The following is a 16750-nucleotide window of genomic DNA, read 5'->3' on the forward strand; positions in this document are numbered from 1 at the left end:
GTCTGTCATGACGCGTGCGCCGCTTCGTGAGGGCGTGCATCGAAACGGCGCGCCGCCACCAGCGCCATGCCGAGCAGGCCGACCAGCAGCAGGGCCATGACCCCACCGACGATTGTCAGGGTAGTGACGAGCGGCAGAGTGGAGAAGTACAGCAGGCTCAGCGGCGCGGCGGCGAACACGATCGAGAATCCGAGCAGCCAGATCTGGTTCTCCGTCACCACGAAGAGCGTCGAGATCGGGGAGGTCACCAACTGCATGGCCAGCCATGGTGTCAGTGCTCGCGCGATCTCGCCGGAGAGATCCCATTGCGATCCGAACACGAGCAGGAAGAACCATGGCGAGACGAGGTAGATCAGCCCGAACGGGACGATGGAGATCAGGATGGCGCGGATCATCGTGGCTTTCACCAGGGGGTACATCTCGCCGGGCTTCACCGTGGACATCTTCTGGAAGAAGACCTGGGAGATCGCGCCGTTCATGAGCCCGATCGGCACCTGCAAGATGCTCCAGGCACGGCTGAACTGGCCCACCGAATCCAGTGCCACCAGGCCGATCATCAGCGGGATCCCGTTCAGCCGGATACCGTCGATCAGTGCGTTGGGCAGATTCAGCAGCGGCATCTTCTTGTAGCGCCGCAGGAGATCCAGGCTGCTCGGGGTGTCCTCCGGGATCGGTGCGAGCAGCTCCTGGGACTTCCGCCGCAGATTGAAGAACGCGAACGCGGGTCCGATCGCCGTGCCGATGATGAGCCCGGGCAGCGTGGTGAAGCCCGCGAGGCCGGCGGTCACCTGCCCACCGCTGGACCCGGCCATCTGCTGGATGCGGTTCCGCGAGATCGTGCGGTAGTCCTTCTTGCGGTTGAACCAGTACTGGAGCACCGTCACCTGAGCCAGGAAGAAGATGGAGAGGCCCACCAAGGGCATCCAGATCGCGAGCTCCCGGCTCCCGTAGATGTCCACGATGAGGTCATGGAGCAGGAACGCCGCAAGAGATGCCCCAGCGGCGAAGAACACGTTCGAGACGGTCCCGATCTTCGCGATGCGGCGCGCCGAGTCGTCGTTGTCAGGCAGCACGATGGTCAGATCCATGCGCAGCGAGGCGATGGTCGCAACGATCGACACGATCGATCCGTAGATCGCGAACTGGCCGAAGGTCTCCGGGGTGAAGAGTCGTGCCGTGATCATCGAGGCGCCCAGCGCGATCATCTGAGCGATCGCGGTCCCCGAGGCGAGCGTGGCGATGTGCCGGAGCGTGGGGTACTTCTGCATCAGACGCTGGAAGCGGTCGACGAGCCAGCCCTTCTTCGCCATCAGGTCGCCCCCTCCACGTCGATCGGCCGGGGCAGGGCCGTCGGTTCTGAACATCGCCATGCTAGGCGACGGTCTCGGTAGGATCAGGACGCCTGCCGCGCACCGAGGGCAGATGTGACCAAGAAGAGACGAGGCCGGGATTGACCACGACGCATGAGAGCGCGCACGTCGCGCTCACCACCGCTCTGCTGGCGATCCCCCCTACCTACTTCGTCACCGCGCACGCCGAGGCACTCCTCCGCCGCCGCGCGCCATATCGCTTCCATGCCGTGCCGCTCGCGGCCTCGATCGAACCGGGAGAGACGGTCATCCCCGCCACGGCCGCCCTCGACCTTCCCGTCTCCTACCGCGCCCGCGCCTCACTCGCCAAGCTGGCGATGCCGCTCCAGACCGCGGTGCTGATGCGACTGCAGCCTGATCTGATCCATCAGCACCATGGGACCTGGAGCAGCGGCGCGATCCGGGCGGCCAGGGCGATGGGCACCCCCCTGGTCACCACCTTGCACGGGACCGATGTCGTCCATGCAGGTCGTGTGGGGCCGCGCGGGCTCCAGCGGGTCCACGCGCGCGAGGTGCGTCGCGCCTTCGAGCATTCGCAGCTGCTGCTCGCTGTGAGCGACCATCAGCGCAGGCTGGCTGTCTCCGCCGGTGCGTCGTCCGAGCATCTCCATGTCCATTACCAGGGCATCGATACCGACTTCTTCACCCCTGCCCCGGCGGCCGACACGGAGGATCGACCCGCGCGCCTCCTCTATGTCGGCGGCCTGATCCCGCAGAAGCGTGTCGACCTCGTGATCCGTGCCTCCCAGGAGCTCTCACGAGATGTTCCCCACGAGCTGGTCATCCTCGGCGAGGGGCCCCTGCGCCGGACGCTCGAGGAACAGGCTGCGGGCAGCGCTCACATCCGCTTCGCAGGGCGCACCGATCGTGACGGGGTGCGCGAGCACATGCGTCGGTCCGACGTGCTCCTCCTGCTGTCCCACAGCGAGGGGGCCGGGCTGGTGATCCTCGAGGCGCAGTCCTGCGGGATGGCCGCGGTCGTCAGCGGCGACGATGGCAAGGCGGAGATGGTGGACGATGGAGTCACCGGAGCGGTCCTCAGCGCAGATCCGCAGCCGGCAGACGTCGCCCAGGCGCTGCGCCAGTGGCTTCCGGACGGGCCGGCGATGCGGGCGCAGATCGGTGAGGCTGCCCGGAGCTTCGTGATCCGTGACCGCAGCGTGGATGCAGGAGCCGCAGCGCTGGCAGAGCACTACGGCACCCTTCTGCGCTGACGCATATGAGCAGCGAGGCCGTCCCGGAACGGATGCGTTCCGGGACGGCCTCGCGGCTATGTGTCGGGTCGACTCAGAGTTCGACGACCTTCGCGTTCTCCGCGCTCTCGAGCACGGCTTCGACGGTGCGGACGGTGTGCAGGCCCTCGCGCATGGTGACGATGTTCGAGGGGTCCCCGTTGATCGCGTCGCGGAAGGCCCGGTGCTCGGTCGCGAGCGGCTCGTGACGCTGCAGCGCGTAGGTGATCGAGTCACCCTCGCTGACACCCCGGAACGACGCCATCGACTCCCACAGGTTCGTCGCCGCATCAGCATTCGCGTGGAAGGTGAGATCCGCGTTCAGGGTGTCGCCCACCAGAGCGCCCTTCTCCCCCGTGACCACCGTGACCCGCTCCTTGAACGGCGTCAGCCAGTTCACCAGATGATTGGTGATCGTGCCATCCTCCAACCGGCCCGCGACGGAGACCATGTCCTCGTCCTCCCGGCCGGAGCGACGGGTCGACGTCGCCGCGACCGAGGCATAGGGCGACTGCGCGACCCACGCCGTCAGATCCAGATCATGCGTGGCGAGGTCCTTCACGACCCCGACATCCGCGATCCGGGCCGGGAATCCGCCCTGCCGACGAGTGACGATCTGGTAGATCTCCCCCAGCTGGCCCTCGGCGATCCGGCGACGCATCTCCTGCAGCGCAGGGTTGTACCGCTCGATATACCCCACCGCCCCGACCAGGCCAGCCTTCTCGAACGCGGCGGTGATCTCCTCCGCCTCCCCGATGTCAAAGGCCAGCGGCTTCTCCACCAGGGTGTGCACCCCGGCCTCCGCCAGCGCGATCGCGACATCACGATGGAACTGCGTCGGCACCGCGACCACCGCATAGTCGATCCCCGCCGCGATCAGCGCCTCCACATCCGGGAGCACCTCCAGCCCAGGAGCCGCACCATGGGGATCGCCGTGGGCATCCGCCGCTGCAACCAGCTCCACGCCCTCCAGCGCGCGAAGGTTCCGCGCGTGATGGCGCCCCATCATCCCCAGCCCGATCAGCCCGGCTCGCAGCGTCTTCTTCCTGCCCAGCATGCTCATGCCCCCGCCTTCGCCACAGTGTTCACAGCCGCCACGATCCGCTCCCGATCCAGCTCCGAGATGCTCGGATGCACCGGCAACGACAGCACCTCCTCCGCCAACATCTCCGTCACCGGCAGATCGACCTCAGTCTTGAACGTCTCCAGGCGATGCACCGGGGTCGGGTAGTACACCCCGCAGCCCACCTTGTGCTCCTCCCGCAGAGCAGCCGCGAAGGCATCCCGCTCCGCCGCCGTCGCGCCCTCGATCCGGATCGTGTACTGGTGATACACATGCGTCGCACCCTCACGCACCACCGGCGTCACCACACCGGTCAGATTCGCATCGAAGAACCGTGCGTTCTCCTGCCGCGTCGCCGTCCACGCCGGGAGCTTGCCCAGCTGGACCCGCCCGATGGCCGCATGGATATCCGTCATCCGGTTGTTGAACCCGGCGACCTCGTTCGCGTACTGCTTCTCCATCCCCTGGTTGCGCAGCAGCCTCACCTGACGCGCGATCTCCGGCGTGGCGCAGGAGACCATCCCACCCTCCCCCGAGGTCATGTTCTTCGTGGGATACAGCGAGTACATCCCACCCTGCCCGAAGGTGCCCACCTGGGCACCCTGCCAGGTCGCGCCATGGGCCTGCGCCGCATCCTCGAACACCCACAGACCATGCTTCGCCGCGATCGCCAGGATCTGGTCCATCGGCGCGGGATGCCCATACAGGTGCACCGGCTGGATCCCGACCGTCCGCTCCGTGACCGCCGCCTCGATCGCCGCGGGATCCACCGTGAACGTCTCCGGATCCACATCCACGAACACCGGGACACCGCCCGACACAGCCACCGTGTTCGCCGTCGCCGCGAAGGTGAACGACGGCACGATCACCTCATCACCGGGCTTCAGGCCCAGCGCCAGCATCCCCAGATGCTGACCCGAGGTGCCCGAGTTCACCGCCACCACCTCACGGCCACCCGCCAGCGCGGCGGAGAACTCCTGCTCGAACGCCGCGACCTCCGGTCCCTGCGCCACCATGCCCGAGGCCAGCACGCGATCCACTGCGTCCCGCTCCTCCTGGCCGATGATCGGCTTCGCCGGCGGGATCATCGTGAGTTCGCTGTTCATGCGGGGAGTCCATCCTGTCCATCGGGGTCGGTGAGGGTGGCCGGGCGCGGCGCGTCGGCCAAGGGTGAGGAGGCGAGCAGCAGCCCGCCGGTGGAGTCATCGTGGATGTACCACTCGCCCGTGGTGGGGCATATCCAGGCATCGGTCCCGTCGGAGGAAGGGATCAGCTTCTCGCCGGAGCGGCCCACCCAGCCGAGGCGCCGGGCCGGAACGCCCGCCACCAGCGCGTGCGGGGGGACGTCCTTGACCACGGTGGCGCCCGCGGCGACCATCGCCCAGGCACCGATGGTCACCGGAGCCACGCAGACGGCGCGGGCTCCGATCGAGGCGCCGGTCTCGCAGGTCACGCCGACGGGCTCCCAGTCGGAGGCGGACTTCGGGGTGAGATCCGGGTTGACCGCTCGCGGGAAGTGGTCGTTGGTGAACACTGCGGCGGGGCCGACGAAGACGCCGTCGGCGAGCTTCGCGGGCTCGTACACCAGCGCATAGTTCTGGACCTTGCAGCCGTTGCCCATCTGCACCCCGGAGCCGATGTAGGCACCGCGGCCGATCACGCAGTCCGTCCCGAGCCGGGCGCCCTCGCGCACCTGGGCAAGATGCCAGACGGAGCTGCCGTCGCCGATGGTCGCGTCGTCCGAGATGTCGGCCCCCGGGGCGACCCGGTAGGCAGGGGTATCGCTCATGGAGCCGACGATACCGCGAGCACTGGCCGATGATCGGGAGGAACGCCCTGCGATGCAGCGTGATGGGAGAACGTGCACACGATCCTCACCGCGTTCTCACCTGGCGGGCTGAGTCACCGCGAGGCGCGCAGCTTCTCCCCCTTGGCGAGCGCGACCTCTCGCAGCTCCGCCTGGAAGGCGATCATCCGCTCCCGGAGGCGCTCCGCTTCCTGATCAGCGCCGGCGGCGAGGATCCGGGCCGCGAGCAGTCCGGCGTTGCGCGCTCCGCCGATGGAGACGGTCGCGACCGGCACCCCGGCGGGCATCTGCACGATCGACAGCAGGGAGTCCATGCCGTCGAGATGCTTCAGCGGCACTGGCACCCCGATCACGGGCAGGGGGGTGAGGGAGGCGAGCATGCCGGGCAGGTGGGCGGCGCCGCCTGCTCCGGCGATCACCACCCGCAGCCCGCGCTCGGCGGCGCTGCGGCCCCAGGTGACCATGTCCTCGGGCATCCGGTGGGCGGAGATCACCTCGACGGTGGCTCCGATCTCGAACTCGGCGAGCGCCTCCTCCGCGGCTTTCATCACCGGGTAGTCGGAGTCGGAGCCCATCACGATGCCGACCAGCGGGCGGAGGGTGTTCTCGGTCATCGGGTCTCTCCTGAGGTCTCGACAGTGAGGGGCGCGCCGGTGGCGGGCACTGCGGTGGCGGGCGCGCCTGTGGCAGGCGCTGCGGTGACGGGCGCGGGCCCGTCGATGATCAGTCGTTCGGCCCGGTGGGCGCGCTCGAGCAGCTCGTCCGCGTCCGTGCCGGTGAGGGTGACGTGCCCGATCTTGCGACCGGGTCGCACGGACTTGCCGTAGAGGTGGATCTTCAGCTCCGGATCGGCGGCGAGCGCGGCGTGTGCGCCGGGGGCGAGGTCCTCGGCAGCACCGGCGAGCAGGTTCACCATCACCGAGACCGGTGCGACCGGGGTGGTGGCGCCGAGGGGCAGATCGGCGACCGCTCGCAGGTGCTGCTCGAACTGGCCGGTGATGGCACCGTCCATGGACCAGTGGCCGGTGTTGTGGGGACGCATGGCGAGTTCGTTGACCAGCACCTGCCCGTCGGACGTCTCGAACAGCTCGACAGCGAGCATGCCGGTGACCTGGAGATCTTCCGCGATGGCGAGCGCGAGGGCCTGGATCCGCTGCTGGCCGGCCGCGTCGAGGCCGGGCGCGGGCGCGACCACCTCGTAGCAGACACCGTCCTTCTGCACCGACTGGACCACGGGGTAGGCCACGGCCTCTCCTCCGGGGCGCCGTGCGACCTGGGCGGAGAGCTCGCGGGTGAAGGGCACCAGCACCTCGGCGAGCAGCTCGCCGTGCTCGGCGAGCCAGTCCTGGGCCTGGTCGGCGCTCTCGATGATCCGCACGCCATGGGCGTCGTAGCCGCCGCGGGGGGTCTTGATCACGATCCGGCCATCGCTCTCGGCGAGCGCGTTCTCCAGGTCCGCCACGGAGCTGATCCGCCACCAGCGCGGGCAGGGGTGGCCCAGCGCGGTGAGACGCTCGCGCATCACCAGCTTGTCCTGGGCGTGGACGAGAGCCGCGGGGCCGGGCCGGACCGCGGCGAGCCCGGCACCCTCGATGCGTTCGAGGATCTGTGTGGGCACGTGCTCGTGGTCGAAGGTGATCACGTCGACCTCGGCGGCCAGGTCACTGACCGCCTGCTCGTCGTCATGCCGACCGATCCGGACCTCGGCGGCGACGGCCGCAGCGCTCTCCGCAGGGTCAGTGGCCAGCACCGGCGTGGTGAGGCCCAGCTCGATCGCGGGGCCGATCATCATCCGGGCCAGCTGCCCGGCGCCGATGAGGCCGACGCTGCGGGCACCCGTCGGGCTCTCGGGGGTGGCCGCGGCATCGGGGGCGGCTGCCGTAGTGGGAGCAGTGGTCTGCTCTGGGCGGGGCGGGGTGATCGGCACGGCGGCCAGTGTACGAGGTCAGCTGCGTGAGCGCGGGCGGCGCCGGACCACGGACCCCTGGGGGAGGGAATCGAGGTCGTCCCCACCGGAGCGCTGCCGCTGTGCGGCGCTGGGCGTCATGTCGGCGCGGACCCCGCGGGCGGCCTTCGCGAGCCGTCCGCCGCGATGCTCGCGAGGGGCTCTCGCGCCCCGGCCGCTGCGCTTCTCCTCGACGTCGTCCTCGCCGCCATCGTCACCGGGTGCGGAGATCAGGAACACGCCGAAGGTGGTGGGGCTCTCGGTGAGCAGCTCGAGGCGCCCGCCGTCGTCCTCGACCAGGGTGCGTGCGAGCGCGAGCCCCACGCCGGTGCCGCTCGAGCTCCGCCCGGAGACGGCGCGCTCGAAGATCCGGGCGCCGAGCTCGGGATCGATGCCACCGCCCTCGTCGGAGACCTCGACCACGGTCGAGTGATCGTTGCGGCGCACCTTCACGGTGGTGCGCCCGGCGCCGTGGGCGAGTGCGTTCTCCACCAGGGTGGCGATCACCTGGGTGAGCGGACCGGTCGATCCCCAGACTGCGGCGCTGCGCGGGACCTGCACCCGCAGCTCCCGGTGGGCACGCCGGTACGCCGGGGACCACTCCTCGCTCTGCTGGGTGAGCACGTTGCGCAGCTCGACCACGCCGGGGGTGCGGCGTTGGGAGGAGCGCGGGGCGTTGATGAGGTCGTGCACCACCTCGGTGAGGCGGTCGATCTGCTCGAGGGAGATGCGGGCCTCCTCGCGCACCCACTCCTCGGAGCTGGTCGCGAGGATCTCGTCCAGGCGCATCGACAGCGCGGTCAGCGGGGTGCGCAGCTGATGGGAGGCGTCGGAGGCCAGCCGGCTCTCCGCCTCGAGGCGTTCGTTGAGCATCGCGCCGGAGCGGGCGAGCTCCTCGGCGACGTCGTCGATCTCGGCGATCCCGGAGGCGTGCCAGGGGCCGCGGGAGCGACCGGAGCCCATCTCTTCGGCGCGCTGGCTCAGCCGGGCCAGCGGCATCGAGATCCGTTGCGCCTGCCACAGCGCCACGGAGACGCCGATGGAGAGCGCTGCGAGTCCGGCGACGGTGATCAGCACCCAGGCGCTGGCGGTGTGCGCGCGCACGTCGGACTCCGGGATGTACACGGCGACCGACTGTCCGGAGGCGCCGTTGGTGGTGACCCTCTCCGACTTGCCCTCCGGGGGGTCACCGGCGGTGTAGGTGGTGCCGTCGTGGGTCACCGTGATCGCGATGTTGAGGTCCGTCTGCGCGTCGACATGGCGCTGGAGCAGCGCATCGTCGATCTCGAGGCCCTCCTGGAGCCGTGCCTCGGTGTCGATGCGCACGAGGTCGACGATCTGGTTAGCCTGGTTGGTGAGGCTCTGCCGTGCCAGCGTCAGCCACGAGTAACCCAGCGGGATGCCGAGCATGAGCACGGCCAGGAGCACGGTGATGATGGTGGCCTGCAGCACTCGCTGCCGCACCGGTCAGCTCTCCGCGCCGGTCTCGAAGCGGAAGCCCACTCCCCTCACCGTGGTGATCCGGCGGGGATCGGTGGCGTCGTCGCCGAGCTTGCGACGCAGCCAGGAGACGTGCATGTCCAGAGTCTTGGTGGAGCCCCACCATTCGGCGCCCCACACCTCGCGCATCAGATCGTCGCGGGTGACGACGCTGCCGGACTCCCGCACCAGCACGGTCAGCAGGTCGTACTCCTTGGCGGAGAGGCTCAGCTCCTCGCCGTCGGCGTAGGCGCGGCGGGCGGAGACATCGAGCATCACCCCGTTGACATCGAAGCTGTCACCGGAGTCCTCCATCGCCTGGGAGCGCCGCATGAGGGCCCGGATACGGGCCTGGAGCTCGCCGAGGCGGAAGGGTTTGGTGACGTAGTCGTCGGCGCCGGCGTCGAGGCCCACCACCGCGTCGACCTCGTCGGCGCGGGCGGTGAGGATCAGGATCGGAGACTCGAGCCCGCCCTTCCGCAGTCGACGGGCGACCTCGAGACCGTCGAGGTCCGGCAGCCCGAGATCGAGGATGACCAGGTCGATCGGCTCGGGTCCCGCCGCGATCGCGAGCGCGTCCATCCCCCGTGATGCGCGGGTCACGGTGTAGCCCTCCCGGTCCAGTGCGCGGGAGAGTGGTTCGGCGATGGCCGAGTCGTCCTCGACGAGTAGCAGTCGTGTCACGCGTTCCATCCTACGACGATGCCGGCAGGGGCCGCCCGACCCGGGGTGCGGGCCGGGCGCCTGGCCATCATCCCAGCTCCCCTCACAGCGCTGTCGCGAGCACGGCGGGCCCGGGTTCCCGCGCCGACCAGGGGCGGCGGCTCACAGGCCCATGTCCAAGGGCGTCGAGCGGTCGCGTCGCATCTCCTGGACGTGCACGTTGCCGATCCCGTGGAGCTCGACCTCTTCACCGTCGGAGAGCGCGAACCCGCCGGGCAGTGCCTGGCTCACCGCCGCGGCGGTGTCCGCATCGACCAGCACGGATCCCGGCCGCGCCACGGACTCCATGCGTGCGGCGAGGTTGACGGTGGGGCCGAACACGTCCCCATATCGGGAGAACATCGATCCCCAGGCCAGTCCCACCCGCACCGGCGGAAGGTCGGGCGAGGCGGTGATGGTCTCGGCGAGGCTGACTGCGATCTGGGCGCCGTCCTCGGGCGTGTCGGCGAGGAACATGATCTCGTCGCCCACCGTCTTGACCACCCTGCCACCGCCTACAGAGATGAGGTCCCGGCTCACCGACTCGAAGCGGCCGACCATGTCGGCCAGCTCGGCACCGGGCAGATCCTGGGCGAGGCGGGTGAACTGGACCAGGTCCGCGAAGCCGATGGCTCGGTGGAGCGGGAACAGCTCATCGGTGTCGCGGTGCAGGACCTCGCTGCCGGCACGGGCCGCATAGGCGGCGAGCTGCCGCCGGAAGGTGAACATCACCTGAGATTCGAAGACTTCCAGCAGCTCCGGGATCGAGTCGAGCATCTGCTGACGGGCCTGGGCGTCGTCGAGGCCGTCGGCATACTTCGCCTCGTCCACGAGGGCCTCGGTGATCCACATCGCCAGTCGGCCCATGTGGAAGCCCAGTCCGCGGGAGATGCTCGCGAAGGCTCTCTCCGTGATCACCCCCTCCTCGACGATCGCGGCGAGATCACCGATCGCGTAGGCGTCCTCCTCGGTGAAGACGACGGTGTCCTCGTCCACCGGGGTGAAGCCCAGCGAGCGCCAGTACACGGAGGTGAGGCGTTCGGGGATGTCCTGCTGATCGGCGAGATCCCGGCGCGAGTACTTGCGCGGGCCCTGCAGCAGCACCTTCTCGAGGGCGCCGACGCTGCGGCGCACAGCGGCGAAGCGCTTGTTGAGGTCGAGGATCTCCCGATCATCCAGCGAGGCCTGTCCCGAGCCGGACTCCGAGAGGTCCGGCAGCTCCGCAGTCTCCACCGGGACGCTCTCCACGGGGATGTCCTCCAGAGGGATCTTCTCGACCGGCATGTTCTCGACAGGCATGTTCTCCACGGGGGCGCTCTCCACAGGCTGGTTCTCCACAGGCTGGTTCTCCACGGGCTCGTTCTCCACCGGGATGGCTCCTTGCGGCACCGACGAAGGCTCACGGGGAGCGGCGCTCCGCTCCTGTCCCGCGATGCGCTTCAGGTCTTCCATCCCTCCGGTCACGTGACGTGCTCCTCCTGCTCGATGTCCTTCAAGTTCTGACTGTGGTCACGGGGACTGCCCGGGCCTCAGATGCCTCACATCACCGACATCCACGGCCACCTGCCCGACGCCTTTGCGATCGACGACCAGCCTGCCGGAGCCGTCCACCTTCGTGGCGAGGCCGTGCCAGGAGCTCGATCGATCTCCCCCTGTGTCAAGATCCCCCAACGGATCGATGCGCACATGACGCCCCAATGTGAGGCACGTCATAGTGTAGCGGTCGTGGGTCCCTGAGCGGACGCCGTCTCCCCCTGTGGACTCGAGGCGAGCGAGCTCCTGAGCGAGCGCCGTCACCAGCGATCTCTCGAGCCGCTCCCGCAGCTCCTCATCATGCAGGCCATCCGGCAGGTCTTCCGGCAGGTCTTCCGGCAGGTCTTCCGGCAGGACAGTGCTGCCTGACACCCTCGTCGGGCGCAGACCGCCCGCTCCCCGCAGCCAGGCCGCGCCGGGCACGACGGTGCCGTCCTGCTGACGCACCGGCCCGCGCAGGTTCAGACCGATGCCGACCAGCACCGATTGCGCCCCGCGCCCTTCGACCAGGATCCCCCCGAGCTTCCGACCATCCGCCGTGTGCAGGTCATTGGGCCACTTGAGGCCGATCTCCTCAGTCGCCCGCAGGCCGAGCACCTCGCTGAGGGCGGAGACCGCGGCCAGCCCGGCTGCCAGTGGGAACCACCCGCGGGCGGCGGGTGCCAGGTCGCTGCGGTGGGCGTAGGTGAGGGACAGGCTGGACCCCTCGGGGCTCGCGAAGGCTCGGCCGAGACGCCCCCGGCCGGCCGTCTGCCGGCGGGCGGTGAGCGCGAAGGGCGGCGCCAGCCCCTCGGTCAGGCGGCGCGCCGCCTCGTCCTGGGTCGAGGTGACCGTGCCCTCCCGCAGGATGGCGGGCTGCGCCTCTGCGGGCGGCCGCGCGGCTGCGGGCGGCTGCGCGACTGCGGGCGTTTGCGCAGCGGGCGTTTGCGTAGCTGCGGCGGGCTCCGCGCCTGCAGGGGGCTGCGCGGCTGCGGGGGGCTGCGCGGCTGCCGGGGTCTGCGCTGCCGCCGGGTCTCGCGACCCGGAGCTGCCGGGCCCCGCTGCGCCGGCTGTGCTCGTCATACCGCTCCTCGTCGTGCCGCTCATCCTGCCCCCTGGTGTGCACCTCGCTGATCTCCGAGCCGCCGCGCACGCAGGTGCCGTCTGCAGGCGTGAGCGACCGCCGTCGGACCTCCGTAGCGTAGTATCCCGATGTCCATCCGCCGGATCACTACGCGGCCTTGCAGGCCGCAGCAGGAGGCTCCGTGACCGACGCTCCGCGGCCGCTCACCACCGCCCAGCGACTCGAGGACCTGCGCGAGCGTGACGCCGCTGCGGTCTCCGCCGCCGATGAGCTCGCGGTCCAGAAGCAGCATGCCCGGGGCAAGAAGACCGCCCGGGAACGGATCTCAGACCTGCTGGATGACGGCTCCTTCGTGGAGACTGACCGCTTCGTGCGCCATCAGGCCCGCAGCTTCGGGATCGATGCCAAGCGACCTGCCGGGGACGGCATCGTCACGGGCTACGGCACGATCGATGGCCGCCAGGTGTGCGTGTACTCACAGGACTTCACCGTCTTCGGTGGCTCCCTCGGCGAGGCCCATGGTCGCAAGATCCAGAAGATCCAGGACCTCGCGCTGAGCACCGGCGTGCCGATCATCGGCATCCTCGACGGCGGCGGCGCCCGCATCCAGGAGGGTGTGGCCTCGCTCGCGATGTTCGCCGGGATCTTCAAGCGCAACACCCGCGCCTCCGGAGTGATCCCTCAGATCTCGCTGATCATGGGCCCGGCCGCCGGCGGCGCCGTGTACTCCCCGGCGCTGACGGACATCATCGTGATGGTCGAGAAGACCTCCCACATGTTCATCACCGGCCCCGACGTGATCCGCACGGTCACCGGGGAGGACGTCGGCTTCGAGGAGCTCGGCGGCGCGCGCACCCACTCCTCCCGCTCGGGAGTCGCCCACTACATGGCGCCCGACGAGGCCGAGGCCATCGAGTACGTCAAGGACCTGCTCAGCTACCTCCCGGCCAACACACTGAGCCCCGCTCCCTCCTTCCCGGTGCGCTTCGAGCAGGACCACACCCCGGCGGACACCGCCCTGGACGCCCTGGTGCCGGATTCGCCGAACCAGCCGTACGACATGCTCACGGTGCTGCGGGCAGTGCTCGACGACGAGGAGTTCCTCGAGGTCCAGCCGCTGTTCGCTCGCAACATCCTGGTGGGCTTCGGCCGCGTCGAGGGACACAGCGTGGGCATCATCGCCAACCAGCCCTCGCACCTGGCAGGCACCCTGGACATCGACGCCTCCGAGAAGGCGGCGCGCTTCGTGCGGCTGTGCGATGCGAACAACATCCCGGTGCTGACCTTCGTGGACGTGCCCGGGTTCCTCCCCGGCACCGATCAGGAGTACGGCGGGATCATCCGCCGCGGCGCGAAGCTGCTGTACGCCTATGCCGAGGCGACGGTCCCGCTGATCACCGTGATCACCCGCAAGGCCTACGGCGGCGCGTACATCGTGATGGGTTCGAAGGAGCTCGGCGCGGACATCAACCTCGCCTGGCCCACCGCACAGATCGCTGTGATGGGCTCCCAGGGCGCGGTGAACATCCTCCACCGGGGCGATCTGCGCCAGGTGGCCGAGCAGGGCGGGGACGTCGAGTCCGAGCGTAAGCGCTTCGAGGCCGAGTACGACGAGCAGTTCGCCAACCCGTACACCGCCGCCGAGCGCGGCTGGATCGACGGCGTGATCCGTCCCGCCGACACCCGGCTGGAGGTGGCCCGGGCGCTGCGCGCGCTGCGCACCAAGCGGGACACCCTGCCCACCAAGAAGCACGGGAACATCCCGCTGTGACAGCCCCGCAGACCACGACGGACCCTGCCGGCAACCAGCAGGGAGGCCCCACCGGCACCAGCCCGGTGCGTCCCTCGGATGTCCGACTCGTGCAGGGATACCTACGCGACGACGAGCTCGCCGCGATCGCGGTGGTGATCTCCGCAATGAGCGTCACCAGCCGCCTGGAGGCTGAGGAGCGCACCCTCGCCGAAGGCCAGGGCGCGGGCGCCGGCGCGTGGGCCGACCCCGTGCACGGCCATCCCCGTGCCCACGGTCTGAGGGGTCTGCCCTCCCCCGCAGCCTGGCAGTTCTCGGATCGCTGAACCGGCTGAACCGGTCGCGCTCCGCACTAGACTGCGGCGCATGCCTGAGCCTGCTTCCGCCGCCCCCGTGCGCACTGCCTCCGCCCTGGACCGACTGGCCGACGAGTACGTCGAGCTGAGCGCCCGTCTGGACCCTTTCCTCGCCACCTCGCTCGGCATCTCCGGGTACGACACCGAGGTCACCGACTACTCCCCGGCCGCTGTCGATGAGCGCACGGAGGCCGCGCGGACCCTGTTATCGCGAGTCGCGGAGATCCCCGACCAGGACGCGGTGGACACCGTCACCCGCGCCGCACTCAACGAGCGGCTGGGCCTCGAGATCGAGCGCGCCGAGCAGCGGCTGGACATCTCGGCCGTCAACAACCTCGCCTCCCCGCTGCAGTCCCGCGATGTGCTCGATCAGATGCCCACCGAGACTGCCGCCGACTGGCATGACATCGCCCAGCGCATGCAGGCGATGCCGCACACGCTGAGCACCTGGGTCCAGTCGCTGCAGGAGGCCGCGAGCCACGGCGTCGTCTCCTCCCGCCGCCAGCTCCTGCTCGGAGCGGAGCAGGCGCGCGGCTACGCCGCCGAGGACGGCTTCTTCGCCGGCTTCGCCCGGGATGCCGTGGGCGACGACACCCAGCGCGCACGGGTCGCGGAGGCGGCGGGCACCGCCGCCCGCGGCTATCTCGACCTCGCGGACCAGCTGGAGGCGCTCGCCCCGCGCGCCCCCGAGCGCGACGCCGTCGGGCGAGACGCCTACGCCCTGGCCTCCCGTACCTTCCTGGGGACCGACATCGACATCGACGAGACCTACGCCTGGGGCATCGAGGAGCTGCGCTCCGTGGTCGCCGAACAGGAGGAGGTCGCCGAGCGCATCAACGCCCGTGCCGGCACCGGCGGAGGTCGCTCAGTGGCCGCGGCCAAAGCCGCTCTGAACGCCGACCCGAGCCGGATCCTCCACGGCACCGAGGAGCTGCGCAGCTGGATGCAGGACCTCAGCGACCGCGCGATCGAGGACCTCGCCGGTACCCACTTCGACATCCCTGAGCCCCTGCGCCGGCTCGAATGCAGAATCGCCCGCACCGGCTCCGGCGGCATCTACTACACCGGCCCCAGCGAGGACCTCACCCGCCCCGGCCGAATGTGGTGGGACGTCCCGACCGGAACCACCGAGTTCCACACCTGGCTGGAGACCACGACCGTCTACCACGAGGGGGTCCCCGGGCATCACCTGCAGGTCGGCACACAGACCCTCCAGGCGAGCACGCTGAACCGCTGGCGCGCGATGATGTGCTGGGTCTCCGGCCACGGCGAGGGCTGGGCCCTCTATGCGGAGCGGCTGATGGACCAGCTCGGCCATCTCTCCGATGACGGCGACCGGCTGGGGATGCTCGATGCACAGCGCCTGCGCGCAGGCCGGGTGGTGCTGGACATCGGCCTGCACTGCGGGCTGTCGATGCCGGACGGGCTCGCCGGCTCCGCGGGAGGTGCCTGGAGCTTCGAGAAGGCCTGGGACTTCATAAGCGCCCACTGGGGCGTGACCGAGGCCGAGCAGCGCTTCGAGCTCAACCGCTACCTGGGATGGCCCGGTCAGGCCCCCTCCTACAAGATCGGGCAACGGGTCTGGGAGCAGCTGCGGGCCGCGACGAGCGAGCCCGCCCGAGATTTCCACCGACGTGCCCTGCAGCTGGGCAGCCTGCCCCTGTCCGTCCTCGAGGAGGCCCTGCGATGACCCACTCCGATCCCCAGCCCGAGAACGACGTGCTCTCGCCGTCCGATCACGATCCGCTGCTGCTGCTCGCCTCCGCCTCGGCGGGACGGCGCGCCACCCTCCGCGCCGCCCGCATCGAGCACACTGCGATGCCGGTCGACCTCGATGAGGAGGCGATCCTCGCCGGCGCTCGCGAACGGGCTGCCGCATCCGGCGATCCGGAGGATCAGCTCACCGCGGAGGAGGAGGTGCTGCTGCTGGCTCGGGAGAAGGCCCTCGCGGCAACCGCCCGCAGCGAGGGCGGCTATGTGGTGCTGGGCTGCGACTCGATGCTCGAGCTGGACGGCGAGGTGATCGGCAAGCCGTTGACCGCGGAGCGCGCGCGGGAGCGCTGGCAGGCCATGCGCGGGCGCTCCGCGGTGCTCCACTCCGGGCATTGGATGGTCGACGACCGCGACGAGGAGGACGGCGGCACCGGCGCGACCTTCGGCGCGACGGCGAGCTGCCAGATCAGCTTCGCCGCGCTCAGCGACGAGGAGATCGACGCCTACATCGCCACCGGTGAGCCGCTCGGGGTGGCCGGCGGCTTCACCCTCGACGGTGTGGGAGGCCCCTTCATCGAGCGCGTCGACGGCGACCCGCACGCCGTCGTCGGCCTCTCCCTGCCGCTGCTGCGCAGGATGCTGGACGAGATCGGCCTGGGCGTGCACCAGCTGTGGGGCGAGATCCCCGTCGGCGGCCCTGCGGGCCCTGGCGCCGTCTGAACGCCCGCGGTACTAGA

General features: G+C 70.1%; 15 protein-coding genes. 5 read left to right on the forward strand and 10 right to left on the reverse strand.

The genetic code is table 11. The annotated features are described in order from the left end of the window. Window positions 1-5: 5 nt before the first annotated feature. Window positions 6-1370 carry a lipopolysaccharide biosynthesis protein gene (locus tag ACT3SQ_RS09100; protein WP_441443314.1) on the reverse strand — a complete coding sequence of 455 codons (1365 nt, stop codon included), beginning with the start codon at window positions 1368-1370 and terminating at the stop codon, window positions 6-8. Window positions 1371-1450: 80 nt separating this feature from the next. On the opposite strand from ACT3SQ_RS09100, the gene ACT3SQ_RS09105 reads away from it, so the two are divergent. After that, the gene (locus ACT3SQ_RS09105; RefSeq protein WP_441443315.1) at window positions 1451-2584 is read left to right on the forward strand and encodes a glycosyltransferase family 4 protein; all 1134 of its coding nucleotides are present in this window, start codon (window positions 1451-1453) and stop codon (window positions 2582-2584) included. A 73-nt stretch (window positions 2585-2657) separates the two neighbouring features. On the opposite strand, the gene ACT3SQ_RS09110 is transcribed toward ACT3SQ_RS09105, so the two are convergent. The 9 genes from ACT3SQ_RS09110 to ACT3SQ_RS09150 all read right to left on the reverse strand — a co-directional run bounded on the left by ACT3SQ_RS09110 (window position 2658) and on the right by ACT3SQ_RS09150 (window position 12193). Next, window positions 2658-3665, reverse strand: coding sequence for a Gfo/Idh/MocA family protein (locus ACT3SQ_RS09110; RefSeq protein ID WP_442332135.1), 1008 nt, complete (start codon window positions 3663-3665; stop codon window positions 2658-2660). Continuing rightward, window positions 3662-4771, reverse strand: coding sequence for a DegT/DnrJ/EryC1/StrS family aminotransferase (locus ACT3SQ_RS09115; RefSeq protein WP_441443317.1), 1110 nt, complete (start codon window positions 4769-4771; stop codon window positions 3662-3664). The genes ACT3SQ_RS09110 and ACT3SQ_RS09115 overlap by 4 nt, the downstream gene beginning before the upstream one ends. After that, window positions 4768-5454, reverse strand: a complete 687-nt coding sequence (locus ACT3SQ_RS09120; RefSeq protein WP_441443318.1) for an acyltransferase — start codon at window positions 5452-5454, stop codon at window positions 4768-4770. The genes ACT3SQ_RS09115 and ACT3SQ_RS09120 overlap by 4 nt, the downstream gene beginning before the upstream one ends. Before the next feature lie 113 nt (window positions 5455-5567). Then, window positions 5568-6086 (reverse strand): 5-(carboxyamino)imidazole ribonucleotide mutase, encoded by a 519-nt coding sequence (purE, locus tag ACT3SQ_RS09125; RefSeq protein WP_441443319.1) that lies wholly within the window; start codon window positions 6084-6086, stop codon window positions 5568-5570. Next, the gene (locus ACT3SQ_RS09130) at window positions 6083-7399 is read right to left on the reverse strand and encodes a 5-(carboxyamino)imidazole ribonucleotide synthase (protein ID WP_442332136.1); all 1317 of its coding nucleotides are present in this window, start codon (window positions 7397-7399) and stop codon (window positions 6083-6085) included. Before ACT3SQ_RS09130 ends, purE begins: the two co-directional genes overlap by 4 nt. 18 nt (window positions 7400-7417) lie before the next feature. Then, complete coding sequence (locus tag ACT3SQ_RS09135; protein ID WP_441443321.1) at window positions 7418-8881, reverse strand: ATP-binding protein; 1464 nt, start codon at window positions 8879-8881, stop codon at window positions 7418-7420. A gap of 3 nt (window positions 8882-8884) precedes the next feature. Beyond that, window positions 8885-9580 carry a response regulator transcription factor gene (locus ACT3SQ_RS09140; RefSeq protein WP_441443322.1) on the reverse strand — a complete coding sequence of 232 codons (696 nt, stop codon included), beginning with the start codon at window positions 9578-9580 and terminating at the stop codon, window positions 8885-8887. Between the two features lie 141 nt (window positions 9581-9721). Continuing rightward, window positions 9722-10966, reverse strand: coding sequence for an adenylate/guanylate cyclase domain-containing protein (locus ACT3SQ_RS09145; protein ID WP_441443323.1), 1245 nt, complete (start codon window positions 10964-10966; stop codon window positions 9722-9724). 141 nt (window positions 10967-11107) lie between these two features. Beyond that, the gene (locus ACT3SQ_RS09150) at window positions 11108-12193 is read right to left on the reverse strand and encodes a biotin--[acetyl-CoA-carboxylase] ligase (protein ID WP_444592107.1); all 1086 of its coding nucleotides are present in this window, start codon (window positions 12191-12193) and stop codon (window positions 11108-11110) included. A gap of 182 nt (window positions 12194-12375) precedes the next feature. On the opposite strand from ACT3SQ_RS09150, the gene ACT3SQ_RS09155 reads away from it, so the two are divergent. The 4 genes from ACT3SQ_RS09155 to ACT3SQ_RS09170 are packed head-to-tail and all read left to right on the forward strand — an operon-like array spanning window position 12376 to window position 16733. After that, window positions 12376-13965 (forward strand): acyl-CoA carboxylase subunit beta, encoded by a 1590-nt coding sequence (locus ACT3SQ_RS09155; protein WP_441443325.1) that lies wholly within the window; start codon window positions 12376-12378, stop codon window positions 13963-13965. After that, on the forward strand, window positions 13962-14270 hold the full coding sequence (locus tag ACT3SQ_RS09160) for a hypothetical protein (protein WP_442332139.1): 309 nt from the start codon (window positions 13962-13964) through the stop codon (window positions 14268-14270). The genes ACT3SQ_RS09155 and ACT3SQ_RS09160 overlap by 4 nt, the downstream gene beginning before the upstream one ends. Before the next feature lie 40 nt (window positions 14271-14310). Beyond that, window positions 14311-15990 (forward strand): DUF885 domain-containing protein, encoded by a 1680-nt coding sequence (locus ACT3SQ_RS09165; protein WP_441443327.1) that lies wholly within the window; start codon window positions 14311-14313, stop codon window positions 15988-15990. Then, window positions 15987-16733, forward strand: a complete 747-nt coding sequence (locus ACT3SQ_RS09170) for a Maf family protein (RefSeq protein ID WP_442332141.1) — start codon at window positions 15987-15989, stop codon at window positions 16731-16733. The genes ACT3SQ_RS09165 and ACT3SQ_RS09170 overlap by 4 nt, the downstream gene beginning before the upstream one ends. Window positions 16734-16750 lie beyond the last annotated feature (17 nt).

It is taken from the genome of Brachybacterium sp. AOP42-C2-15 (assembly GCF_052377065.1).
GTDB lineage: Bacteria > Actinomycetota > Actinomycetes > Actinomycetales > Dermabacteraceae > Brachybacterium.